This is a genomic window from Pseudomonas jessenii, from assembly GCF_002236115.1.
In the GTDB taxonomy this organism is placed as follows: Bacteria; Pseudomonadota; Gammaproteobacteria; order Pseudomonadales; family Pseudomonadaceae; genus Aquipseudomonas; species Aquipseudomonas jessenii.
Window position 1 is genome coordinate 115,876 of record NZ_NIWT01000005.1, and the last position, 25,090, is coordinate 140,965.

The window sequence follows — 25,090 nt, forward strand, 5'->3', positions numbered from 1 at the left end:
GGGCCATGGGGGGAATGTGGAGATTGTGTGGAGATTCAGCCTGCTCGCGATTGGCCGTAACTCGGTCTTAAGGCAGGTGTAACTTCACCTCCACACCGCCGTCGACATTACCAATACTCATCGTACCGCCATGCAGCTTGACCACTTCCTCGACAAAATTGAGCCCGAGCCCGGTGCTTTTGCGCCCACTGTCGGGACGCGGCAACGAGTAAAAGCGCTCGCTCAAACGCGGCAGCGCGTAGTCGGGAATCGGCTCTGCCTGATTGAAAAGCTTGAACTCGACCTGCTCGCCTGTCCGTTCGGCGGTGAATCGCAGCACACCTTCAACAGGGGTGAAATCCAGCGCATTGTCCAGCAGATTACCCAACGCCTGACGCAGCAGAAATGGCTCGCCGATCAGCATCAGGTCCGATGAAATCGTTTGCTCTACGCGAAACTGTTTACCTTCGATTCGCGCAGATTGCGCGTTCAGCAGGCCATCCACCAAAGCCGCCAATGGCACCGCCACCCGCTGCTCCAGCCCTTGGCGTTGCTCGACCTGCGCCAGGTTCAAAAGCCGCTCGATCAGCTGCTGCATGCGCGCACTTTCACTGTCGATATTGCCGACGAAACGTTGCCGCTGTGCCAGAGGCATTTCGCCCTGTAACAGTTCCGCCGCGCCACGAATCGCCGCCAACGGACTCTTCAGCTCATGGGTCAAGGTGTGCACGTAACGTTCGACGTAGGCCTTGCCTTCAAGCTGCGTGCGCATCTGCTCCACTGCCGTGGCCAATTGCTCCAGTTCACCGCCGCGATAATGCGGCACTTCAACCCGCCTGCCTTCACTGACGCCTTGGGCGTACGCCGTCAATCTTCGCAGGGCTCGGCTCAGCCACCAGGACAACAACGCGCCGAACAGCAGACCGAGACCGATCAGCCCGGCTCCGTACGCCAGCAACCGGCGTTCCGTGCGATCCACATAGGGCTGCAACGAGCTGTTGGGCTTGGCCACAGTGACCACGCCGATGATCTGGCCGTTGTCGCGAATCGGCGCGCCGACGTGCATCACCGAAGACGCCGGATCGTTCGGGTCATTGCGCGTGGAGCGTGCGCCGTATTCGCCACGCAGGGTCAGGTAGACGTCGTTCCAGCGCGAGTAATCCTGCCCCACCGCCGTCCCGCTGGAGTCCAGCACGACGAAGCCCTTGGCGTCGGTGACGTAGATGCGGTGGTTGACCTGATTCTTTGGCAAGCCCCAGATTTTCGCTCCGGGCTGTCGCTCACCATAGGCCTTGAGCAGTTCCGGCCAGCGGTTCTGGTTGAGGCTGCCGGCCTTGAAGTCGTCGCGCAGGATCTCGGCCATCAGGTTGGCAGTATCGACCAGGGTTTCTTCGGTGGACTGGCGCACGCCGGGGCGGATCTCCTGCATGACCGTGTTGAGCACAAAGTAGCCGGTCAGGCCGATGAACAGTGCGTAGACCAGGAAAATCCGGATTCCCAGCGGCATCAGCTGTGTCCCGGGTTGTAGCTATAGCCGAGGCCGCGGTGGGTCTGGATCGGTTCGGCGTCAGCCTTCACCAATCGCAACTTGGCGCGCACGCTCTTGATGTGGCTGTCGATGCTGCGCTCGTAACCGGCGTCGGCGGCCACACCCAGGGCATCGAGCAACTGTTCGCGGCTGAAGACTCGCTCGGGCTGCTCCAGCAGGCATTGCAGCAGACGGAATTCATGGCGGGTCAGGGTCAGCAGTTGACCGCGATAACTGATTTGCACACGCTCACTGTCGATGCGAAACAGCGTCGCCGACGGTTCGCTCACCGTGCGGGGCACCATGCGCTTGAGAATCGCCCGGACCCGCGCCGCCACTTCTCGAGGGCTAAACGGTTTGACCACGTAATCGTCGGCGCCGATTTCCAGGCCCACGACGCGATCGATTTCGCCATCCCGGGCGCTGAGGAACATCACCGGCACTTCGCTGAAGCGCCGCAGTCGCTTGCAGGTTTCGAAGCCGCTGATGTCCGGCAGGCCGATATCGAGAATGATCAGATCCGCCGGGGTCTGGCGCTGGTGCTCCAGCGCCGCCGCGCCCAGGCTCAGCCATGTGGTGGTGAAGCCCTCGCCTTGCAGGGCGAAAACCAGGGTATCGGCAATGGCCGCTTCGTCTTCGACAATCAGGATATGAGGCATGGCGTCCGAGCCCGGCAGTGATGTGGGCGAACGGTGACTCAAGGGGGAATCGGCGTCAATCAGGATGAGCTGATTGTCGCTCAGGTCTGTAGTACCTAGCAGTTCTGCTAGTAGGCAGCTTCTGAAAAAACTCCGATGCTTAAGTTTATGCGATCCGGACCTTGAACGGAGTTCAACCCATGTCTAACACATCCCGTGACACTGTACTGTGTCGCTATCACTACGATCCACTGGATCGCCAAAATGGCTGCACAGTACTTCAGCAACCCGCCATCCAGCGTTTTCATTGCAAAAGCCGACTGACCACTGAGATTCAGGGCGCCGCTCGGTGGAGCATCCTTCAGCACGACGACCAGTTGCTGGCCCAGCAAAGTCGCCTCGACGCCAAAGTAGGCACCACCCTGCTGGCTACCGACCAACAACGCTCGATACTCAATGCCCTGGACGCCACTCAACCTAATCCCCTCGCCTACACACCTTACGGCCATCGTCCGGCGGAAAACGGTTTGCTCAGACTGCTCGGCTTCAATGGCGAACGGCCGGACCCGGTGACCGGGCATTATCATTTGGGCAATGGGTATCGGCAGTTCAATCCGGTGTTTATGCGGTTTAATAGCCCGGATAGTTGGAGTCCGTTTGGGGAGGGTGGGTTGAATGCTTATGCTTATTGCTTGGGGGACCCAATAAACAGAATCGAGGTGGAGGGGCACGCTAGTTCACTACTTAGGAGCTTTTGGAAAGGATTTAAAAACCTTACTGGAATGAGAACCCCAAGCAAATATAAAGTCGCAATGCCTGCATCCGGAGTCGTCAAAACTAATAGCCTAATAACACCCACCCCGGTACCGAAAAGCCATCAAGGCAATTCCTTAAAAAACGCCAAGGACTTTGATGTGAATACTTTATCCCCTGCCGAAATGGACTTAAACTACAGGCGAAAGCCCAATGAAACTCTGGCAAATAAAATTCCTGTCACGTATATAAAAGACCCCAAAGAAAAATTGGCCAATCTTTTATCCGCAAGAGAAAGCGTATCAAAAAGAATCATCTCCGACAGTCCTAAGACAAGAGCAAGACGTCTATACCTGCTCGACAATATAAACACTGAAATTGCCGGACTCACCACAGACGTAAAACACATACGCAACCAACATCAAGAAATATCCATATAACTCTCACAACAGAACGAGAACGCTCAACTAACAATCCGGCTTGTCCGCCGTAAACCGCCGAGCCGGATTCACCGCCGCGCCAAACTCACGCAAGGCCTTAGCGCCGATCAGCAACGGATAGTTGAAGCTGCTGCGGTCAGTCAGGTTGACCTCGACCGTGCGCTTGACGTTGCCCAGGCACAGTTCCAGGTCAACCACCGGCCGTTTGGTAGGCGCCGTCGTTTCTTCATCCTCTTCCTCTTCGGAACGGGTCTTGATCTTGCTGATGCGCGCGATCTTGTGCTCGTAGACCTTGTTGCTCGCATCCTTGGTCGCGAGGCGGAAACGCACCCAGTCTTCACCGTCTCGCTTGAAGGTTTCGATGTCCTTGGCCGACAGCGACGCAGTCAGCGCGCCAGTATCCATCTTGGCCTTTAGCACTTCGCCGCCGATTTCCGGCAGGGCGATGTATTCGTAACGACCATAGAGGGTCGGCTCGGCGGCCATGACCGGCAGGGCGATGAGGGAGAGCACTGCAAGGAGGGATTTCACGTAATGGGTTTCCATGAGAGTGAGCAGTCGGATTTTAGACCGTCGTGCGCTTGATCGTTCCCACAAGGTTACCGACCCAAAAGTGAAACATTCGTCAGCACCGATTTGGCCTGTCGCCCGAAGCTGCTTATCATGGCGCGCCCAACCGCTTCCACGAGTGACTTATGCGCCGCCTGCTCACCGGCTGTTTCGTGACCCTGCTGCTCCTGCTCAACACCCTGATCCTGATCGGACCGTTGATGGTGTTTGCCCTGCTCAAACTGATCCTGCCCGGCCGTTTTCGCGATTACGCCTCATGGTCGGTGATGTGGATCGCCGAGACCTGGTCCGAGATCGACAAGCTGATCTTCCGTGTCTGCATCCCTACCCAATGGGACATCCGTGGCGGTGACGATCTGCGTCGCGACACTTCATATCTGGTGATCAGCAACCATCAATCCTGGGTCGACATCCCGGCGCTGATCCAGACGCTGAACCGGCGCACGCCGTTCTTCAAATTCTTCCTCAAGAAAGAGCTGATCTGGGTGCCCTTACTGGGCCTGGCGTGGTGGGCGCTGGATTACCCGTTCATGAAGCGCTACAGCAAGGCGTTCCTGGCCAAATACCCGGAACTGGCCGGCAAGGATCTGGAAATCACCAAACAGGCCTGCGAACTGTTCAAGCGCCAACCGGTGACGGTGGTCAACTACCTCGAAGGCACCCGCTTCACGGCGGCTAAATGTGACCAGCAACAGTCGCCGTTCAATCACCTGCTCAAGCCCAAGGCCGGCGGGGTGGCCTTTGTGCTGGCGGCGATGGGTGAGCAGCTCGACGCGATTCTCGATGTGACAGTGGTTTACCCGCAGCAGACGATTCCGGGGTTCTGGGACTTGATCAGCGGCAACGTTCCGCGGGTCATCATCGACATCAAGACTCGCGAACTCGACCCGGCGCTGTGGCAGGGCGATTACGAAAACGACCCTGCGTTTCGCGAGAAGGTCCAGAATTGGGTCAACCAGCTCTGGATCGAGAAGGACCGGCGCATCGACGCGTTACGCGCCGGGCGCCGCTGAATCAGCTACCGGTGCCGGTGCCCCAGATGCTGCCCAGGCTGCTCAGCAGCGAACCGCCGACGCCCTGCTGACCGAAGTATTGCAGGAGCACCGGGGCAAACTGGCCGATCATGCCGCTGTCCATGCCCAGGGCGCTGAAGGCGTTGTTCAGGTCGTTGGTGTCCTTGACGTTGCCCAAGGCGTTGTCCAGCCCTGCAGCTTTGCCGCTGGAGCCGAGCAGGCCGGCCAGTGCACCCAACTCCCCGCCGCCCGAGAGCATGTCGATGCCCGGCACGCTTTTGGCCAGTTCCGAGTAGTCGGTCGAGCTCAACTGGTTCTTCGCCAGCCCCAGCATCGCCCCGGCACCGCCAACGGCTTGCTCTGGGGTGATGTCCAATTCACTGAGGGTGCTCAGCAGGTTGGCGGTCTGCGGTGTCGGTGCGGCAGTCGCGGCCTCGTCACCACCCTTCATGCCGGCAATGGCATTGACCGCATCGCCCAGATTGAACTGTGCGAAGACCGGGCTGGCTGCCAGGGTCAGGAGTGATGCCAGTGCAAAACCGCGTGAAATCTTCATTCAGACATCCTCTTGCGTCATGAAAAACGCCCGGCTTACGGGCGCAAAGCTGCCGATTTGACCGGGCAGACGCGGGCATGTTCCTCAGGTTTCCATCCATTTACCATCCGCTCGTCACAAAGCAGCCCTGAAGTCTGCGGCACTATCAGATCTGCTAGTAGGCGGCTCTGTTCGAATGCACCACAGTAAAACCCTGGATCGACAAACTCATTCAGGAACCCGGCCATGCTCCCCAATCGAGAAACGCTGCTCTGCAGTTACCGCTACGACCCGCTGGATCGTCTGGTTGATTGCACGCCCTCTGCGCAGTCCCCCACCCGACGCTTTTACCTGAAAGATCGTCTAGCCACGGAGATTCAAGGTGTGGTGCAGCATTCGATCATGCAGCACGACGATCAACTGCTGGCTCAGCAACAGCGTCAGAGCGGGGCTATGGAAGCGCGCTTACTTGCCACTGATCGACAGCGTTCGGTTTTGAATGTACTTGATGTCGCTCGACTACATCCCCTCGCCTATTCTCCCTATGGTCATCGCCCTGCGGAAAGTGGCTTACTCAGCCTGCTCGGCTTCAACGGCGAACGGCCGGATCTGGTGACGGGGTGTTATTTGTTGGGGAACGGCTATCGGGCGTTTAACCCTGTGTTGATGCGGTTTAACAGTCCGGATAGTTGGAGTCCGTTTGGGGAGGGCGGGTTGAATGGGTATGCGTATTGTGTGGGAGATCCGGTGAATCGAACTGATCCGACAGGACACTCAAATATTTTCCTCCGCGCCTTCAAGGGAATAATGAATAGACTTGGGAGAACACCGTCCCATGCACGTAACATTGCAAAGCACTCTGCGGAACCAATTTCGAAGACGACACACACATCTCTAAAACGTACGCCCCCCATCAATACAATTGGTCAAAGACAAACTCCAAAATCAGAGTCAACAATGCCTTTCGAACCTCATAACGAGCGCCCCCATTCGCCGACGGGGACTTCTAATACTTTACAGGCGTTAAAACCCACCTACGAACCCATTCCAAAAAGCCTTCCACCTTCCATTGTGCGCGTGGAAAACACACTCGATGGTGGCATAACAGTCGTACCCGTGAGCAATGAAGCCATGGAGAACATCAAACTCGTGGCCAGAACCAATCCATACACTTCACCCGCTAAAGCTTCAGCAATAGTTCGTGGCTTGGCAGGGCTTCCCGATCTTCCTCTAGGACAACGTTACCTGTTTCCTAACGTCAGACACTCTTAAAGACAAAGGGCGACAGTATGTCGCCCTTTTTTTTACCGCGCGACTTACGCCGCACTAAACATCTTATGCGGATCAATCACAAACTTCTTCGGCACGCCCGCATCGAACTCGCCATAACCCTGCGGAGCCTGATCCAGGCTGATCACCTGAACGCCCACCACTTCGGCGATGTTGATGCGGTCCCACATGATCGCTTGCATGAGCGCGCGGTTGTACTTCATCACCGGGGTCTGGCCGGTGTGGAAGCTGTGGGACTTGGCCCAGCCCAGGCCGAAGCGGATGCTCAGGCTGCCCATTTTCGCGGCAGCGTCGACAGCGCCCGGGTCTTCGGTCACGTAGAGGCCGGGGATGCCGATCTTGCCTGCCACACGCACCACGCCCATCAGCGAGTTGAGCACGGTGGCCGGGGCTTCGTGTTTCACGCCGTCATGGCCATGGCCACGGGCTTCGAAACCAACGGCGTCGATGGCGCAATCCACTTCCGGCTCGCCCAGCAGTGCAGCGATCTGTTCGTGCAGCGGCGTGTCCAGGGACAAGTCGGCGATCTCGAAGCCCTGAGCCTTGGCGTGGGCCAGACGCACGGTGTTGACGTCACCGATGATCACCACCGCCGCGCCCAACAGACGGGCCGAAGCAGCCGCCGCCAAACCGACCGGACCGGCACCGGCGATGTACACGGTGCTGCCCGGGCCGACACCAGCGGTCACGGCACCGTGATAGCCGGTCGGCAGGATGTCGGAGAGGCAGGTCAGGTCGCGGATTTTTTCCATCGCCCGGTCGCGATCCGGCAGTTTCAGCAGGTTGAAGTCGGCGTACGGCACCATGGCGTATTCGGCCTGGCCACCGGTCCAGTCGCCCATGTCGACGTAACCATAAGCACCGCCCGGACGTGCCGGGTTGACGCTCAGGCAGACGCCTGTGTGCATTTCTTTGCAGGAACGGCAGCGCCCGCAAGCCACGTTGAACGGTACGGACACCAAGTCGCCGATCTGCAGGTTCTCGACGTCGCTGCCCTTTTCGATCACTTCACCGGTGATCTCATGGCCCAGGACCAGACCGGTTTGAGCGGTGGTACGGCCGCGCACCATGTGCTGGTCGGAACCACAGATATTGGTGGAAACCACGCGCAGGATCACGGCGTGGTTAATTTTCCTGCCACGCGGGTCCTGCATTTTCGGATAATCAATACTCTGCACTTCGACCTTGCCAGCGCCGAGATACACCACACCACGATTGCCAGACATGCTTTCACCTCGCTGTTGTTTTTATGGAACCGCGTTGCCCAGGCAGGCAGCGCGTTAAATGCTCGGGTTATTGCCGTTGTCATTTGTGTTGCTTATAAGGGCCTCATCGCGAGCAAGCTCGCTCCCACAGGTTTTTGTGTCGTTCACAAATCTTGTGTCCGCCCCCGATCCACTGTGGGAGCGAGCTTGCTCGCGATGGCGATTTAAAGAACGACCGTTCTGTTGGCGTTCAAAAACACTCTTCTCTCGATGTGATACCCAACCGCCCTCGCCAAAGTCAGCCCTTCGATATCCCGCCCCTTGGCGATCAGGTCTTCCGGATAATGGCTGTGGTCCACCGCCTCCACACCCTGGGCAATGATCGGGCCTTCATCCAGGTCGTTGTTGATGTAATGCGCGGTGGCGCCCACCAGTTTCACGCCCTTGTTGTAGGCCTGGTGGTAGGGCTTGGCGCCCTTGAAACCGGGCAGCAGGGAGTGGTGGATGTTGATCGCCTTGCCATCGAGCTTGCGGCACAGCTCCGGCGACAGCACTTGCATGTAGCGCGCAAGGATCACCAGTTCCGCACCGGACTCTTCAATGACCTGCCATACCTGACGTTCCTGGGACGGCTTGTCGTTCGGATCCAGCGGGAAGTGGTAGTACGGAATCTGGTGCCAGTCAGCCAGCGGCTTGAGGTCCGGGTGGTTGGAGACCACGGCGGCCACGTCCATCGACAACTGGCCGATGCGCTGGCGATAGAGCAAATCGTTGAGGCAGTGATCGGCCTTGGAAACCATGATCACCACTTTCGGCCGGTAGTTCGGCGCGGTCAGTTCGAAGATCATGCCAAAGGCTTCACCGCGCTCGGCGAGGCCCGCGCGGAAGGACTGCTCGTCGAAACCGTCAGGCTGGCGGAATTCCACACGAATGAAGAAACGGCCCGAGAGTCGGTCATCGAAGGAATGGTGCTCGGTGACGTAGCAGCCCTGCTCGAACAGAAAGCGGGTCACCGCGTCCACGGTGCCGAGGACGCTGGGGCAGTCGGCGGTCAGAATCCATGTGTCTGGGGCGCGGCTCATGGTGCGGTGACTCCTGTGATATCTAAAGATGACGCTGCATCTTGTGGGAGCGAGCTTGCTCGCGATGGGCGTCAACGATAACGCGTACTTACTGGATCAACGCGTCGCCCTCAAGTCCATCGCGAGCAAGCTCGCTCCCACAAGTGATCGCCTCCATGGCGGGTGGTGATCAGGCCTGAACGCTGAGGCCGAATTCGGCAGAAGCATCCTGCAACCACAGCCACCAGTAATCCGAGAAGCTGCGACGAATCAGCAGTTCCCAGGTGTCTTCGGCGGTGTGACGGATCATCAGTTGCGACTTGGCGAACACCGTGCCGACGGCTTTGCCCACCGGGAAGTTGTTCGGGTGCACGTCGTAGCTGGTGGACTTCATCAGCACCTGGCGCACGTTCGGGCCGCTCAGTTCGAGGAGTTGCTGGCCGCCGCTGACGTTGACGATCGCAATGTGCAAATCGCCCAGCGCTTTGCGCAGTTTTTGCTCGGCGGCCAGTTCTTCACCGGTCGGCACGATCAGCAGCCACTCATCCGGCCCCATCCATTGCAAACTGGTTTCGCCTTTGACGATGACGCTCAGCGCGCCCGGCAACTCGATGCCCAGGGCCTTGTGCACGCCCGCGGCAAACGCGGCATCGTGGCCATCGCCGCGGATGGTCAGGTGGCCGAGGAGTTTTTTCTCACGCACGGTCACGCCGGCGTTCTTGCGACCCTTGCCCACCAGGCTGGCGAGGTCGGCGTGATGCAGCGACGACTCGGCCTTGGCCCCGGAGGTTGGGCGTTGTTGGTAAACATTGGCTGCGGTCATAAAGCACCTGTTTTGAATTCTGTTGGTTCTGGCCCTTGTGGTGGCTGTTCTATCGCCATCGCGAGCAAGCTCGCTCCCACAGGGGTTAGGCGATCTCCTGTGGGAGCGAGCTTGCTCGCGATGGCGGCAGCTCACACCCCACAGGACCCGAAGCCTTTACACGTTCTGGCGTTCGCCTTTCGGATCAAAGAACACCGAAGAAACGATTTCCGCCTCGATCACGCTGCCGTCCGCCAATGGCGCGAAGACACGCTCGCCCATGCGGTTCAGGCCGCCCTTGACTACGCCCATGGCGAACGAATAGCCCAGGGAGTTGTGCAGGTAACTGGAAGTCACGTGACCCACCATGGTCATCGGGATGGCTTGCTTGGTGTTGAACACCAGTTGCGCACCTTCCGGCAGCCATTTGGTCGGATCGATCGGTTTCAGGCCAACCAGTTGCTTGCGCTGATCACGCACGCAGTCTTCACGGTTCATGCCACGCCAGCCGATCCACGAGAACGGTTTGGTGCGACCGACACACCAGCCCATGTTCAGGTCGTCCGGGGTCATCGAGCTGTCAGTGTCCTGACCGACGATGATGAAGCCCTTCTCGGCCCGCAGCACGTGCATGGTTTCGGTGCCGTACGGCGTCAGGTTGTACTTCTTGCCGGCGTCGACGATTTTTTCCAGCACGCCCATGGCGTAGTCGGCTTGCACGTTGACTTCGTACGACAGTTCACCGGTAAACGAAATCCGGAACACCCGCGCCGGCACACCACCGACCAGACCTTCTTTCCAGGTCATGAACGGGAAGGCTTCGCTGCTCAGGTCGATGTCGGTGACTTCAGCAAGCAGCTTGCGGCTGTTCGGCCCGGACAGGGTCATGGTCGCCCAGTGGTCGGTGACGGAGGTGAAGTACACCTTCATGTCCGGCCATTCGGTCTGGTGGTACAGCTCCAGCCACTGCAGCACACGAGCCGCGCCGCCGGTGGTGGTGGTCATGACGAAATGGTTGTCGGCCAGGCAAGCCGTCACGCCGTCGTCGAAGACCATGCCGTCTTCTTTGCACATCAGGCCGTAACGGGCCTTGCCCACATCGAGCTTGGTCCAGGCGTTGGTGTAGACGCGGTTGAGGAACTCACGCGCATCCGGGCCCTGGATGTCGATCTTGCCCAGGGTCGAAGCATCGAGCAGGCCGACGCTGTCGCGCACGGCTTTGCATTCGCGCTTCACCGCGGCATGCAGGTCTTCACCGGATTTCGGGAAGTACCAAGGACGCTTCCACTGGCCGACGTCTTCGAACTCGGCGCCGTTTTTCAGGTGCCATTGATGCAGTGCGGTGTAACGCACCGGCTCGAAGATGTGCCCACAGTGACGACCGGCCACGGCGCCGAAAGTCACCGGCGTGTAGTTCGGACGGAACATGGTGGTGCCCATCTGCGGGATGGTCACGTTCAGCGAGCGGGCAGCGATGGCCAGGCCGTTGACGTTGCCGAGCTTGCCCTGATCGGTGCCGAAGCCCAGTGCGGTGTAGCGCTTGACGTGCTCGACCGACTCGAAGCCCTCGCGGGTCGCCAGTTCGATGGCGGCGGCGGTGACATCGTTTTGCAAGTCGACGAATTGCTTCGGTGCCCGTGCGGTGCTCTTTTCATGGGGCACCTGGAACAGCGCCAGGGTCGGCTCTTCGAGACGGCTCAGGGCTTTCGGCAGTACGCCTTCAACCGTCTGGAATCCGGCTTCAGCAGCGGCGCGAGCGCCACCTTCAAAACCGTCGGCCAGGGAATCGCCAAGGCCGTAGACGCCGTTGATGCCACCGACGCACACGCGTTTCTGCGGTGCTTCGCCCGGTACGAAACCGAGGATGTCTTCACGCCAGATCGGCTTGCCACCCAGGTGCGAAGCCAAGTGAACCACCGGGCTGTAGCCACCGGAGCTGGCAACCACGTCGCAGTCGAGCCATTCGCCAGGGCTGGTCACGGTGTGGGCCTTGACGTCGATGGCGGCCACACGGGCAGCGGTCACGTGCTTGCTGCCACGAGCCTCGATCACGGCACTGCCGGTGAGGATGCGGATGCCTTTGGCGCGGGCTTCTTCCACCAGCGCACCACGCGGATTGCTGCGGGCGTCGGCGATGGCCACCACTTGCAGGCTGGCATCGAGCCAATCCAGGGCAACGCGGTAGGCGTGGTCGTTGTTGGTCGACAGCACCAGCTTCTTGCCCGGTGCCACGCCGTAACGACGCACGTAGGTCGAGATGGCGCCGGCGAGCATGTTGCCCGGCACGTCGTTGTTGCCGTAGACCAATGGACGCTCGTGAGCGCCGGTTGCCAGTACCACGCGATTGGCGCGGACCCGGTGAATGCGCTGACGCACCTGGCCAATCGGTGCGCGGTCGCCGAGGTGATCGGTCAGGCGCTCGTGAATGGTCAGGAAGTTGTGGTCGTGGTAGCCGTTGACGGTGGCGCGCGGCAACAGCAGCACGTCCGGGGTGTTCTTCAGCTCGTCGATGACGCTGGCCACCCACTCCATCGCAGGCTTGCCGTCGAGGCTTTCGCGTGAATCGAGCAGGCTGCCGCCGAACTCTTCCTGTTCATCGGCGAGGATCACCCGGGCACCGCTGCGCGCAGCCGCCAGGGCAGCCGCCAGACCAGCAGGGCCAGCACCGACGATCAGCACGTCGCAGTGCTGGTTCATGTAGTCGTAGGTGTCCGGATCGTTTTCGGTCGGCGAGCGACCAAGACCGGCGGCCTTACGAATGTACTTCTCGTAGGTCATCCAGAACGATTGCGGGTACATGAAGGTTTTGTAGTAGAAGCCCGGTGGCATCAGCTTGCCGCCGACCTTGCCGAGAATCCCCATCATGTCGTTGTTCACGCTCGGCCAGCCGTTGGTGCTGGTGGCGACCAGGCCTTGATACAGCGCCTGTTGCGTGGCACGCACGTTCGGGATCTGCGTGGCTTCGGTGGCGCCGATCTGCAGTACCGCGTTCGGCTCTTCGGCACCGGCGGCGAAGATACCGCGCGGACGGGAATACTTGAAGCTGCGACCGATGATATCGACGCCGTTGGCCAGCAGTGCAGCGGCCAGGGAATCGCCTTCGAAGCCTTTGTAGTTCTGGCCGTTGAAGGTGAAGGTCAAGACTTTGTTGCGGTCGATCCGTCCGCCATTGGACAGGCGATTGATCTGGCTCATACCTTCTCTCCCAGAGCCGTGCTGGCCGCTTTCGGGCTATCGGTCTTGTCGGTGAATTGTGGCTTGGTGCCGATCTTGTAGGTTTCGAGAATCTCGTAGGTCACGGTGTCGCGGGTGACGTTGAAGTACTGACGGCAACCGGCGACGTGATCCCACAGCTCGTGGTGCAGACCGCGCGGGTTATCGCGGAAGAACATGTAGTCGCCCCACTCCTCGTCGGTGCAGCTGTTCGGATCCAGTGGGCGCGGGATGTGCGCCTGGCCGGATGCATGGAATTCCTCTTCGGAGCGCAGTTCGCCGCAGTGAGGACAGAAGATATGCAACATGGGGATTTCTCCTGTTAGTGGGCAACCGCAGCAGCGCCGTGTTCGTCGATCAACGCACCGTTGTGGAAACGGTCGATGGAGAAAGGTGCAGCCAGTGGGTGCATTTCACCCTTGGCCAGGCTTGCGGCAAATACGTTGCCCGAGCCAGGTGTAGCCTTGAAGCCACCGGTGCCCCAACCGCAGTTGAAGAACATGTTCGGTACCGGAGTTTTCGAAATGATCGGGCAGGCATCCGGCGTGGTGTCGACGATGCCGCCCCACTGACGGTTCATGCGTACCCGCGACAGCACCGGGAACATCTCGACGATGGCCTGGATGGTGTGTTCGATCACCGGGTACGAACCACGCTGGCCGTAGCCGTTGTAGCCGTCGATACCGGCGCCGATCACCAGGTCGCCCTTGTCGGACTGGCTGATGTAACCGTGTACGGCGTTGGACATGATCACGCTGTCGATAATCGGCTTGATCGGCTCGGACACCAGCGCTTGCAGCGGGTGGGATTCGATCGGCAGGCGGAAACCGGCGAGCTTGGCCATGTGCCCGGAGTTACCGGCGGTCACTACGCCGACGCGCTTGGCGCCGATGAAGCCCTTGTTGGTTTCAACGCCGATGCACACGCCGTTTTCCTTGCGGAAACCGATCACTTCGGTCTGCTGGATCAAGTCCACGCCGAGGGCGTCGGCGGCCCGGGCAAAGCCCCAGGCCACGGCATCGTGACGGGCCACGCCGCCGCGACGCTGGACGGTGGCGCCCATCACCGGGTAGCGGGTGTTCTTGGAGCAGTCGAGGTACGGAATCTCGTCGGCAACCTGCTTGGCATCGAGCAGTTCACCGTCCACGCCGTTGAGGCGGTTGGCGCTGACCCGACGCTCGGAATCACGAATGTCCTGCAGGGTGTGGCACAGGTTGTAGACGCCGCGCTGGGAGAACATCACGTTGTAGTTGAGGTCCTGGGACAGGCCTTCCCACAGTTTCATCGCGTGTTCGTACAGGTGCGCCGACTCGTCCCACAGGTAGTTGGAGCGAACGATGGTGGTGTTGCGCGCGGTGTTACCGCCGCCCAGCCAGCCTTTCTCGACCACGGCCACGTTGGTGATGCCGTGTTCCTTGGCCAGATAGTAGGCCGTGGCCAGACCATGCCCGCCACCACCGACGATGACCACGTCGTAGACCTTTTTAGGGGTCGGCGTGCGCCACATTTTCTGCCAGTTTTCATGATGGCTGAGAGAGTGTTTGAAGAGGCCGAAGCCCGAGTAGCGTTGCATAGTCATTTACTCCAAAACCGCACTCAGCGATAAACCGGGAAGTCCGCGCACAGGGCTGCCACTTGCTCGGCGACATTGGCCTCGACATCGGCGTCGCCGAGGTTGTCGAGGATGTCGCAGATCCAGCCGGCCAGCGTGACGCACTGGGTCACCTTGAAGCCGCGAGTGGTGACCGCCGGGGTGCCGATGCGCAGGCCAGAGGTCACGAACGGCGACTGTGGATCGTTCGGGACAGCGTTCTTGTTCACAGTGATGTGGGCGCGACCGAGTGCTGCATCCGCCTCTTTGCCGGTGAGGCCCTGACGGATCAGGCTGACCAGGAACAGGTGGTTGTCGGTACCGCCGGACACTACATCGTAGCCGCGTTTGATAAACACGCCGGCCATGGCCTGGGCGTTGTCGATCACTTGCTGTTGATAAGCCTTGAAGCCAGGCTCCAGCGCTTCCTTGAAGCACACCGCCTTACCGGCGATCACGTGCATCAGCGGGCCGCCCTGGGCACCGGGGAAAACTGCTGCGTTGAGCTTCTTCTCGATTTCTTCGTTGGACTTGGCCAGGATCAGGCCGCCACGTGGACCGCGCAGGGTCTTGTGGGTAGTCGTGGTGACCACATCGGCGTAAGGCAGCGGGTTCGGGTACAGACCAGCGGCAACCAGACCAGCCACGTGGGCCATGTCGACGAACAGCAGTGCACCGACCTTGTCGGCGATCTGGCGGAAGCGCGGGAAGTCGAGGGTCTTGGAGTAAGCCGAGAAGCCGGCGACGATCATCTTCGGCTTGTGCTCGACGGCCAGACGCTCGACTTCGTCGTAATCGATCAGGCCGGTGTTGGTATCGATGCCGTACTGCACGGCGTTGTACAGCTTGCCCGAGGACGACACTTTGGCGCCGTGGGTCAGGTGGCCGCCGTGGGCCAGGCTCATGCCGAGAATGGTGTCGCCGGCTTGCAGCAGGGCCAGGTACACGGCGCTGTTGGCCGAGGAACCGGAGTGCGGCTGGACGTTGGCGTAATCGGCACCGAACAGTTGCTTGGCGCGCTCGATGGCCAGCGCCTCAACCTTGTCGACGTGTTCGCAGCCACCGTAGTAGCGCTTGCCCGGATAACCTTCGGCGTATTTGTTGGTCAGGCCACTGCCTTGCGCTTCCATGACGCGTTTGCTGGTGTAGTTCTCTGACGCGATCAGCTCGATGTGATCTTCCTGACGTTGCTCCTCGGCATTCATCGCCGCCAGCAGTGCATCGTCGTAACCCTGGATCTGGTCTTGCTTGCTGAACATCGCGTCTCTCCCAGCGGCGGCGGTGCGCCATTCGTCTCGGTGAGGCACTGGCTTTTCGGCAGTGCCCTTTGGTAGCGATGGTATGACTGGCTTGGAGTCGTCAAATGCCTACGGGCGCCACGCAAAGGTGCGTTTACGACATGGGAAGAAAAGGCTGGCCTGAGGATATCTCTGTGGCGAGGGGGCTTGCCCCCGTTCGGCTGCGAAGCAGTCGCAGTTTCAGCAGGTGCGGTTTATCTGAAAAACTGCCTTTTAAGCGTTTGGGGCCGCTACGCAGCCCAACGGGGGCAAGCCCCCTCGCCACAAAAGCAGGGTCAGGCGATAACCTGTCGCACTGCGAGCAACAGCAGAAAATGCAAGGGATAGAGCGCATACGCCCAGCGCCGCATCGGTGGTGGTTTTACGCCCTTTGCATGTCGCAATAAGAACAGCCCGAGCCATGGCGCAATCAGGCACGTGACGATGGCCGGAATTGCCGCGACATTGCCCAGGCGAGTGGCGTAATACAGCACCTGCCACTGATTGGCCGCCAGGCATACCAACCCCGCCAACAGCGCGAAATACCAGGGCCGTTGCAGTACCGGCAGCATCGCCAGCGGCAACAGAACGCCAAAGAAACCGAACATCAATCGCTGGGAGAAAAACCCTGCCAGCAGCAACGCGCCGACGGCCAGCAGGCGCGACGCAAGCACCGGCTGCTGCCAGCCACGAATCACCAGCAAGCCCAGGGCAAGGGTGGGCAGCACGTTCAAGGTGTCGGGATTGTGAATATACATCCGGTAAGGAATTTCACTCACCGCGCTAAACAGCAACAACCAGCCCAGATAGCGCCATTGCCCACCGTCCACCAGAACAGGCTTTCGTGACAGATTGGCCGCCATCGCCAGGCAGAACCACGGGAATGCCAGCCGCCCCGGCACATACAACAGATCGGCGGAATAACCGACATATCGCAGGTGATCGAGCACCATGCTTAAAAGCGCCAACCACTTGAGCAGATCCAGTGCCCCGTCGCGCTGCTTTAAGTGCATGGCCTTGTGCATCGTCACGTGCATAATTGCCCTTCGACTGTGTATGTTCCCGACAGCGACATCCTGTGCGCTCCACCTGACGATCTTGGGTACAGTGCGCACCCTCATTGACCACGGGACGCTTCACCATAGGCATCTCGACCACGGAAGCAGGCCATGACCGACAAGAGCCAACAATTCGCCAGCGACAACTATTCCGGCATCTGCCCTGAAGCCTGGGCCGCCATGGAGCAGGCCAACCACGGCCACCAGCGCGCATACGGCGACGACGAATGGACCGCCCGCGCCTCCGACGGATTCCGCAAACTGTTCGAAACCGACTGCGAAGTGTTTTTTGCCTTCAACGGCACCGCCGCCAACTCGCTGGCGCTGTCGTCGTTGTGCCAGAGTTACCACAGCGTGATCTGCTCGGAAACCGCCCACGTCGAAACCGACGAATGCGGCGCCCCGGAATTCTTCTCCAACGGCTCCAAACTGCTGATCGCCCGTACTGAAAACGGCAAGTTGACCCCGGAATCGATCCGCGAGGTCGCGCTCAAGCGCCAGGACATCCACTACCCGAAACCCCGTGTGGTGACCCTGACCCAGGCCACCGAAGTCGGCAGCGTCTACACCCCGGACGAAATCCGCGCCATCAGCGCCACCTGCAAGGAACTGGGCCTGAACCTGCACATGGACGGCGCACGATTCTCCAACGCCTGCGCCTTCCTCGGCTGCACCCCGGCTGACCTGACCTGGAAGGCCGGCGTCGACGTGCTGTGCTTCGGCGGCACGAAAAACGGCATGGCCGTGGGCGAGGCGATTCTGTTCTTCAACCACAAACTGGCCGAAGACTTCGATTACCGCTGCAAACAGGCCGGACAGCTTGCTTCAAAAATGCGCTTCCTGTCGGCGCCGTGGGTCGGGATCCTGGAAAACGACGCCTGGCTCAAATACGCCAACCACGCCAACCACTGCGCGCAATTGCTGGCCGAACTGGTCAGCGACATCCCCGGCGTGGAGCTGATGTTCCCGGTACAGGCCAACGGCGTGTTCCTGCAACTGTCGGAACCGGCCATCGCCGCACTGACCGCCAAGGGCTGGCGTTTCTACACTTTCATCGGCAACGGCGGCGCACGCTTCATGTGCTCGTGGGACACCGAGCAAGAGCGCGTGCGTGAATTGGCGAAGGACATTCGCGAAGTGATGTCTCACTAACACTCTAAACCCTGTGGGAGCGAGCTTGCTCGCGATGAGGTCAGCACATCCAGCATTGATGTCGACTGACACTCCGCTATCGCGAGCAAGCTCGCTCCTACAGGGTGTACCCACCTCTACGTTCGCACCTGAAGACTTCGTCTACATTGTTTGTCGAGCCTTTGCTCACATAACAACAATCAGGAGCGTACGCATGTCATTGCAAGGCAAAACCCTGTTCATCACCGGCGCCAGCCGCGGCATTGGTCGCGAGATTGCGCTGCGCGCCGCGCGCGACGGGGCCAACATTGTGATCGCCGCCAAAAGCGCCGCCCCCCACCCCAAGCTGCCGGGCACGATTTTCAGCGTGGCCCAGGAAGTCGAAGCCGCAGGTGGCAAGGCACTGGCCCTGCAAGTGGATGTGCGCGATGAAGATGCCGTGCATCAGGCCCTGGCCCAGGCCAACGAACATTTCGGTGGCATCGATGCACTGATCAACAATGCCGGGGCGATCAAGCTCACCGGGGTTCAACACCTCGAACTCAAGCGCTTTGACCTGATGCACCAGATCAACACCCGCGCCGTATTGCTGTGCAGCCAGGCTGCGTTGCCGTACCTGAAGAAGTCCAGCGGCCATATCCTCAACCTCTCGCCGCCGCTGAACCTGGCCGCCAAGTGGTTCGCGCAATACAGCCCCTATACCGTGACCAAGTACGGCATGAGCATGCTGACCCTGGGCATGAGCGAGGAATTCAGGAATTACGGGATCAGCGTCAACTCGCTATGGCCACAGACGATGATCGCCACCGCTGCCATCGAGTTTCAGTTGGGGTCGAGGGAATCGTTCAAGCATGCGCGCCTGCCTGCGATCATGGCGGATGCGGCGCATGTGATTCTGAGCAGCGCAAACCGCAGCCTGACCGGGCGTTTGCTGATCGATGAGGAGATTCTGCGGGAAAGCGGTGTGACGGAGTTCGAACACTATCGGTTCGCGCCGGACAGCAACGACAAGCTGATGACCGACTTGTTTATCGACTAAACACCCTCCCCTGTAGGAGCGAGCCTGCTCGCGATGAACCTGAGAACACCGCGGGGGTCAGGTTGTCAGCGTTATCGTTGACGTCCATCGCGAGCAGGCTCGCTCCTACAGGGACTATTGCGCAACCATTAGAATTCGATGCGCACGTCGCCTTTAGGCACACTGCAGCACGAAAGAATGAACCCTTCTGCTTCGTCTTCCTCGGTGATCCCGCCGTTGTGGTCCATTTCCACTTCACCACCCAGCTTCAACACCTTGCAGGTGCCGCAGATACCCATGCCGCACGCTTTCGGAATCATCAGGCCGACCTTGGCCGCCGCCGCATGCACGGTCTCGCCCGGGGCCACACGGATGCTCTTGCCGGACGCCGTGAACTCCACCTGGTGCAGATCCGCCACGTCGACTTCCGGTGCCTCGGCCGCTTGCTCGGCGTGTTCCACGGCGTCGGCGCGCGCCTCTGGCGGGGTCGCACCGAAGGATTCTTCGTGATAACGCGACATGTCGAAGCCAGCGGCTTCCAGCAAGCGCTTGACCGCATTCATATACGGTGTCGGGCCGCAGCAGAACACTTCGCGCTCAAGGAAGTCAGGCGCCATCAATTCAAGCATTCTGTGGTTCAGGTAACCGCGATAACCGGCCCAGGGCTCACCCATACCGTGCTTCTCGCAGATCAGGTGCAGGCTGAAGTTGTCGATCCGCGACGCCATGTGTTCCAGCTCACGGTGGTAAATGATGTCCTTGGGCGAACGGGCGCTGTGGATAAACACCATGTCGACATTGCCGTTGGTGTCGTAGAACCAGCGCGCCATGGACATGACCGGCGTGATACCGACGCCGCCGCTGAGGTAAAGCACCTTTGGCGCGGTGAAGTCCATGGCATTGAACAGCCCGACCGGTCCGTGCACCGCCAGCTCCTGGCCTTCGTGCAGGGTGTCGTGCAGCCAGTTGGAGACCTTGCCACCCGGTACGCGCTTGATGGTCACCGAAAAGCTGTACGGCACCGATGGCGAGCTGGAAATGGTGTACGAACGCATGATCGGCTGGCCTTCAATCTCCAGCTCCAGGGTGACAAACTGCCCCGGTTTGAAGAAGAACATGATCGGCTGATCGGCCATGAAGCAGAAGGTGCGCACATCCCAGGTTTCCTGGATGACTTTGACGCAACGGACGATGTGCCGACCATTGGCCCAGGTCTGGGTGGTTACCGGATTCAGGAAACTATTGGACATGCTGATCTCCACGGCCGACTGCCGGCCTTCATGTTGGCGATTCTGCGTATAGCGCAGATCACCCATTTACCTATCTGCGACATTGACATGCTTATCGCGACCAGCCCCCAACGACTGGGGCTTGCGCGTCGGGAACAGATTGCACCATGTCGCCCATGGATAAGGTTCTGGCCTGCGCCGGCCCCACACTCGCCCCATACCAAGACACATTCTTTACACCTTGCGTAGCAACCCTGATCAGCCACTTTCGCGGCCACGCAGATGGCCTTGAGGAAATACACGATGGACGTCACTACTACCCTGAGCCTGGGCGATCCGCTGGAACCCGCACGCAAGGCCACCGCGCAGATGCTGCAAGAGCGCGAGCGCACGTTCTCGCTGCCGCAGCCGTTTTACTCCGACGAGCGCCTGTTTGATATCGACATGCAGGAAATCTTTCAGAAAGAGTGGTTGATCGCTGGCATGACCTGCGAGATCCCTACCAAGGGCAACTACCTGACCCTGCAGATCGGCAAGAACCCGATCATCGTGATCCGTGGCGCCGAAGGCGTGGTGCACGCGTTCCACAACGTCTGCCGCCACCGTGGCTCGCGCCTGTGCACCAGCGACAAGGGCAAGGTCGCCAAGCTGGTTTGCCACTATCACCAGTGGACCTACGAACTCGACGGCCGCCTGCTGTTCGCCGGCACCGAAATGGGCGCCGACTTCGACATGAACCAGTACGGCCTCAAGCCGGTGAACGTGAAGACCGCCGGCGGCTACATCTTCATCAGCCTGGCGGAGAACCCGCCGGCCATCGATGACTTCCTGTCGACGCTCAACCACTACATGGAACCGTACGACATGGAGAACACCAAGGTGGCGGTGCAAACCACCTTGATGGAAAAGGCCAACTGGAAACTGGTGCTGGAAAACAACCGCGAGTGCTACCACTGCAACGCGTCGCACCCGGAACTGTTGAAAACCCTGCTGGAGTGGGACGACGTCACCGACCCGCGCGCCGACCAGGCCTTCAAGGACCACGTAGCCGCCTCCGCCGCTGCCTGGGAAGCCGAGAAAATCCCTTACGCCCACGCCAGCTTCGGCCTGCGCAACCGCATCGTGCGCATGCCGCTGCTCAAGGGCACCGTGTCGATGACCATGGACGGCAAGCAGGGCTGCGCCAAGCTGATGGGTCGCATCAAGAACCCAGACCTGGGCTCGATGCGCATCCTGCACCTGCCGCACTCCTGGAACCACTGCATGGGCGACCACATCATCGTGTTCACCGTGTGGCCGATCAGCGCCCAGGAAACCATGGTCACCACCAAGTGGATCGTGCACAAGGACGCGGTCGAAGGCGTGGACTACGACGTGGAGCGCATGCGCCAGGTCTGGGACGCCACCAACGACCAGGACCGTCGCCTGGCCGAAGAAAACCAGCGCGGCATCAACTCCACTGCTTATCAGCCGGGTCCGTATTCCAAGACCTATGAGTTTGGTGTGGTGAATTTTGTGGATTGGTACAGCGAGCGGCTGTTGAACAACCTCGGGGCCGAGCCTGCGCCGTATCTCAAAGGGGTTCCGGTTAGCGGCTAACACTAGAAGAGTTGAATCGGTTGAGGCCTGTGTACCACTCGATACACGGGCCTCATTTCTTTCAGGGCTGGGGATGAACGGGCAATCTAACCCAATCTGATTCGGTGCCATTTACAAACTTGCATCTGACACCAACTGCAATGGGAATGAGGGGAATCAAATTTTCAAGAGTGAACGTTCTTGTAGTCCCTAATTGAGTTTCAGACTCCACAATGAAAACCTTGAAAACGTAACCAGTTACATTATCAGCCCCTTCCACGGGAAGATCCCAGGCAAAAGAGACACTGCGATTACCATTAGCAGTTATTCGGAAATTAACGGGTTCACTGCCGCCGCCACTGGAAGTCTTAAACGTAATGCTTGCGTAATCGGATAACTTGAGATCCCAAGCTACAGAGCGAACATAAAATGTATAAGTCTCGTCCGAATTCAAACTATCAATCACTACACTGTTTTGAAGTGAAGATATTGGCGATGCATCATTACCGATATAGTACTGAGAGGAGACTACGCCTGGGCTGGAATTTTGCCATTCAAATTTCGCCGAAACCATACCAGGCACCACTGTAAGATCTTTAGGTGGTAGTGGTTTATCCAAGACATTGAACGTGATTGATGGACAATACGCAGATCGAATGCCATTTAATACTTGATAACAGGTTAAGGTAACTTTTCCAGGCGGAAAGGTTGTAGCAGAAAAACTAGCCCATCGCCCATCTGCGTTGACATCGACCTGACCGCAAGGAATAAGACTGCCATCGCGTATTTCGAAAAAATGAACTATTGCACCGAGTATACCATCTTCCCCACTAATCAATGGAATAGCTGTCACTTGTGAGTTATAAGCAGGCGTTAAGATTTTAGGCATCAGTGGCAGGTTGATAGTTAATCGGGTAGGTTCCGAGAATGAAGAGGTGACACCCTCAAGACGCTGGATACATCCCAAGGAGAATTGCCGCCCCGGGAAACTGATACTGGGCTCCCCGCCCCACTGCCCATCCAACCCTACCGTTGCCTGACCATATAAGGGTGTAGAAGTACCACTTTTGTAAAACAAAACCGTCGCGCCTGGTTTACCCTCTCCGCTTATCCAAGGCTTGGGGGTTTCTACAGTGGAACCATCGATGGGCATGAGTATCCTTGGAGCAGGAATTCCAAGATTGAATGTCACGGGGGTCGAGGGCTCTGACCTGACTCCGTTTAGCTGCTGTACACAGCTCAGGGAAAATTGCGGCCCGGTTAAATCAATAATTGTGTTTCCAATCCACGCCCCATCAGCACCCGCCGCTGCCGAACCGTAAACAGGTGAACTGGTCCCACTCCTGTAGAACACAACCGTTGCGCCAGGCAGCGCTCCGTTGCCGCTGATCAATGGCCTGGGCGTCGTCACAGTAGAGCCTTCGGATGGCTCAAGAATGCTTGGAGCAGGAATTCCAACATTGAATGTGACTGACGCGGGCTCTGAGCCCACGCCGTTTAAAGTCTGTCTACAAGCCAGGGAGAACTGCCCCAGAGGAAACTGTCTGCTGTTGAAGCCTGACCACTGACCATTTTCATCCGCCACAGCCCTACCGTAGTCGAGTATAAAATCCCCGCTCCTGTGGAACCATACTGTTGCACCGGGTAACGCGCCCTCGCCACGTATCAATGTTGTAACGCTCACATATTCTGAGCCGTCGGACGGTGCAAGAATGGTTGGGGGATTCATGAATGTGAATGTTACGGGCTCCGAGAACGGCGAGGTCACACCAGCCAGCCGCTGCAAACACCGCAACGAAAACGCCTGCCCTGGCAAATCCGCCTCAGCTTTTCCGAACCAACTTCCATTTGAATCCACGCGTGCAGAGCCGTAGTAAGTGGGCGGCTCCTTCGTATCATAGAACTCAACCGATGCATCAGCTACAGCCCCCCGGCCGTTAATATCAGGTTTTCTGTTGCCCACCATACTGCCATTGGCAGGATTTCTGATTTCAGGCGACAACAGGGTTCCTACGTACCGAATGGTAATGGGCGATGTCCAATGGGAGCCGTGACCATTCAGTTTCTGCCAGCAACTCAACTCGTAAACCTGAGGCGGTGTCACCACCGAAATTTCCCAGGTTCCTTCATTGTCGACAACGCCTGCCCCATATTCAATGCCACCTTCACCTTCGCCGCTGAGGGTAATTATTGCTCCGGGTGCTCCAACTCCTGCCACGGTCAGCCTAGGCCCAAACACAATTTCTCCCTCTGAGGGCCTCAAAATAGCCAACCGAGGACGTACCGGCTTGCCGATATTGCTTTCAATACAATGCCGAATAAACGCCGCACTTTCACGCGTAACAAAATCAAAATTGATAATGTTGCTTTTGCGCTGCCAATCTCCACCCACGGGGTACCACTGACGGAGTGTCGAAATAATACTTCCCGGCCCACCAGCAGTACTATAAGTTGTTGCGGTCATCGACCAGGGCACATCGTTAAAGGGCGGATTATTCATTACACCAGCGATATGACCGTAAAGGCGCTCCGCACTGACGGCTCCATCACCTACCCACTGATGCTTTATTTTAGTCCAGAAGTACGTATAGTCACGCGCCCCACCCTCATAGACCTCCGGCGGCACGGCAACAATCATGTTGCGCCCTGGATATCTTGCTTTTATTTGTTCGAGGGTTAACTCTCTGGCGCTACGCGGGAGCATTCGTCCGGTGTACTGCCGCATGAAATGAGCATGAATGGCCGCGTAAGGAACCGGCCTGTCGTCGCGTTGGACATAAAATGCATGAAAATCCAGAATGACTATTTCTCCGGGATTGGCTTCATGAAAGCGATTGAGATCATTCAACATATCGGCAAACGTTCTACCCGACTGCAAGTTATGAGTGAACAGCAACCCTCTGTTGACGTCACCATAGCCCGCAAACCACTTAAGCCGGATATCTAAAACTCGTACACCATTATCGAGCTGATGGCGAAAACTCTTATCCTGGCAGGTGATATAAGAATTCGAATACCCGGCCTCGTAATCCATCCCCGAATTATGAGCACTGGCCAGGCTAAGCTCACCGAGCGTCAAATGCTTTATCGACGAATGAAGATCAGTCATCCAGCGATTCAAGCTATAGGCATAAAGGTCTGAATCAACACTTTGAAGGCTATTTTCGTCGTCCATACCGAT

20 protein-coding genes are annotated in these 25,090 nt (G+C 58.7%); 6 read left to right on the forward strand and 14 right to left on the reverse strand.

Annotated features, from left to right (window positions below; translation table 11 throughout):
• Nucleotides 1-67: 67 nt before the first annotated feature.
• Both creC and creB read right to left on the reverse strand, forming a co-directional pair.
• Complete coding sequence (gene creC, locus PSJE_RS17295) at nt 68-1,486, reverse strand: two-component system sensor histidine kinase CreC (protein WP_090451812.1); 1,419 nt, start codon at nt 1,484-1,486, stop codon at nt 68-70.
• Nucleotides 1,486-2,166, reverse strand: coding sequence for a two-component system response regulator CreB (gene creB / locus PSJE_RS17300; protein ID WP_090451814.1), 681 nt, complete (start codon nt 2,164-2,166; stop codon nt 1,486-1,488). Before creB ends, creC begins: the two co-directional genes overlap by 1 nt.
• 179 nt (nt 2,167-2,345) lie before the next feature.
• On the opposite strand from creB, the gene PSJE_RS17305 reads away from it, so the two are divergent.
• Nucleotides 2,346-3,338 carry an RHS repeat-associated core domain-containing protein gene (locus PSJE_RS17305; RefSeq protein WP_090451815.1) on the forward strand — a complete coding sequence of 331 codons (993 nt, stop codon included), beginning with the start codon at nt 2,346-2,348 and terminating at the stop codon, nt 3,336-3,338.
• Between the two features lie 27 nt (nt 3,339-3,365).
• Here the strand turns inward: PSJE_RS17305 and rloA2 are convergent, their stop codons facing one another.
• Nucleotides 3,366-3,869, reverse strand: coding sequence for a retropepsin-like aspartic peptidase RloA2 (rloA2, locus tag PSJE_RS17310; protein ID WP_154863366.1), 504 nt, complete (start codon nt 3,867-3,869; stop codon nt 3,366-3,368).
• A 164-nt stretch (nt 3,870-4,033) separates the two neighbouring features.
• On the opposite strand from rloA2, the gene PSJE_RS17315 reads away from it, so the two are divergent.
• Nucleotides 4,034-4,921 carry an acyltransferase gene (locus tag PSJE_RS17315; protein ID WP_090451819.1) on the forward strand — a complete coding sequence of 296 codons (888 nt, stop codon included), beginning with the start codon at nt 4,034-4,036 and terminating at the stop codon, nt 4,919-4,921.
• Between the two features lies 1 nt (nt 4,922).
• Here PSJE_RS17315 and PSJE_RS17320 read toward each other — a convergent pair whose 3' ends face one another.
• A complete protein-coding gene (locus PSJE_RS17320) occupies nt 4,923-5,477 on the reverse strand; it encodes a DUF2780 domain-containing protein (protein ID WP_090451821.1) in 555 nt (184 codons plus the stop codon).
• Between the two features lie 225 nt (nt 5,478-5,702).
• Here PSJE_RS17320 and PSJE_RS17325 point away from each other — a divergent pair, with 225 nt between their 5' ends.
• On the forward strand, nt 5,703-6,728 hold the full coding sequence (locus tag PSJE_RS17325; protein WP_090451823.1) for an RHS repeat-associated core domain-containing protein: 1,026 nt from the start codon (nt 5,703-5,705) through the stop codon (nt 6,726-6,728).
• A 44-nt stretch (nt 6,729-6,772) separates the two neighbouring features.
• Here the strand turns inward: PSJE_RS17325 and fdhA are convergent, their stop codons facing one another.
• The 8 genes from fdhA to PSJE_RS17365 form a co-directional block, all read right to left on the reverse strand.
• On the reverse strand, nt 6,773-7,972 hold the full coding sequence (gene fdhA / locus PSJE_RS17330) for a formaldehyde dehydrogenase, glutathione-independent (RefSeq protein ID WP_090451825.1): 1,200 nt from the start codon (nt 7,970-7,972) through the stop codon (nt 6,773-6,775).
• A 203-nt stretch (nt 7,973-8,175) separates the two neighbouring features.
• Nucleotides 8,176-9,033 carry a formyltetrahydrofolate deformylase gene (gene purU / locus PSJE_RS17335; RefSeq protein WP_007981374.1) on the reverse strand — a complete coding sequence of 286 codons (858 nt, stop codon included), beginning with the start codon at nt 9,031-9,033 and terminating at the stop codon, nt 8,176-8,178.
• A 169-nt stretch (nt 9,034-9,202) separates the two neighbouring features.
• Nucleotides 9,203-9,835, reverse strand: coding sequence for a sarcosine oxidase subunit gamma (locus PSJE_RS17340; protein ID WP_043302458.1), 633 nt, complete (start codon nt 9,833-9,835; stop codon nt 9,203-9,205).
• 156 nt (nt 9,836-9,991) lie between these two features.
• On the reverse strand, nt 9,992-13,009 hold the full coding sequence (locus tag PSJE_RS17345) for a sarcosine oxidase subunit alpha (RefSeq protein WP_090451827.1): 3,018 nt from the start codon (nt 13,007-13,009) through the stop codon (nt 9,992-9,994).
• Nucleotides 13,006-13,335, reverse strand: a complete 330-nt coding sequence (locus PSJE_RS17350; RefSeq protein WP_007980417.1) for a sarcosine oxidase subunit delta — start codon at nt 13,333-13,335, stop codon at nt 13,006-13,008. Before PSJE_RS17350 ends, PSJE_RS17345 begins: the two co-directional genes overlap by 4 nt.
• Nucleotides 13,336-13,349: 14 nt before the next feature.
• On the reverse strand, nt 13,350-14,600 hold the full coding sequence (locus tag PSJE_RS17355; RefSeq protein ID WP_007947735.1) for a sarcosine oxidase subunit beta: 1,251 nt from the start codon (nt 14,598-14,600) through the stop codon (nt 13,350-13,352).
• A gap of 23 nt (nt 14,601-14,623) precedes the next feature.
• On the reverse strand, nt 14,624-15,877 hold the full coding sequence (gene glyA, locus PSJE_RS17360) for a serine hydroxymethyltransferase (RefSeq protein ID WP_057712999.1): 1,254 nt from the start codon (nt 15,875-15,877) through the stop codon (nt 14,624-14,626).
• Between the two features lie 314 nt (nt 15,878-16,191).
• Nucleotides 16,192-16,908 carry a TraX family protein gene (locus PSJE_RS17365; protein ID WP_224795433.1) on the reverse strand — a complete coding sequence of 239 codons (717 nt, stop codon included), beginning with the start codon at nt 16,906-16,908 and terminating at the stop codon, nt 16,192-16,194.
• 156 nt (nt 16,909-17,064) lie between these two features.
• On the opposite strand from PSJE_RS17365, the gene PSJE_RS17370 reads away from it, so the two are divergent.
• The gene (locus PSJE_RS17370) at nt 17,065-18,105 is read left to right on the forward strand and encodes a threonine aldolase family protein (RefSeq protein ID WP_090451829.1); all 1,041 of its coding nucleotides are present in this window, start codon (nt 17,065-17,067) and stop codon (nt 18,103-18,105) included.
• Nucleotides 18,106-18,298: 193 nt separating this feature from the next.
• Nucleotides 18,299-19,123 (forward strand): SDR family oxidoreductase, encoded by an 825-nt coding sequence (locus PSJE_RS17375; protein WP_057712997.1) that lies wholly within the window; start codon nt 18,299-18,301, stop codon nt 19,121-19,123.
• A 128-nt stretch (nt 19,124-19,251) separates the two neighbouring features.
• Here the strand turns inward: PSJE_RS17375 and gbcB are convergent, their stop codons facing one another.
• Nucleotides 19,252-20,352, reverse strand: a complete 1,101-nt coding sequence (gene gbcB / locus PSJE_RS17380) for a glycine-betaine demethylase subunit GbcB (protein WP_090451831.1) — start codon at nt 20,350-20,352, stop codon at nt 19,252-19,254.
• Between the two features lie 282 nt (nt 20,353-20,634).
• Here gbcB and gbcA point away from each other — a divergent pair, with 282 nt between their 5' ends.
• On the forward strand, nt 20,635-21,930 hold the full coding sequence (gene gbcA / locus PSJE_RS17390; RefSeq protein ID WP_090451833.1) for a glycine-betaine demethylase subunit GbcA: 1,296 nt from the start codon (nt 20,635-20,637) through the stop codon (nt 21,928-21,930).
• A gap of 61 nt (nt 21,931-21,991) precedes the next feature.
• Here gbcA and PSJE_RS30660 read toward each other — a convergent pair whose 3' ends face one another.
• Nucleotides 21,992-25,084: a hypothetical protein gene (locus PSJE_RS30660; RefSeq protein WP_139212582.1), complete on the reverse strand. Its 3,093-nt coding sequence runs from the start codon at nt 25,082-25,084 to the stop codon at nt 21,992-21,994.
• Between the last annotated feature and the right edge of the window lie 6 nt (nt 25,085-25,090).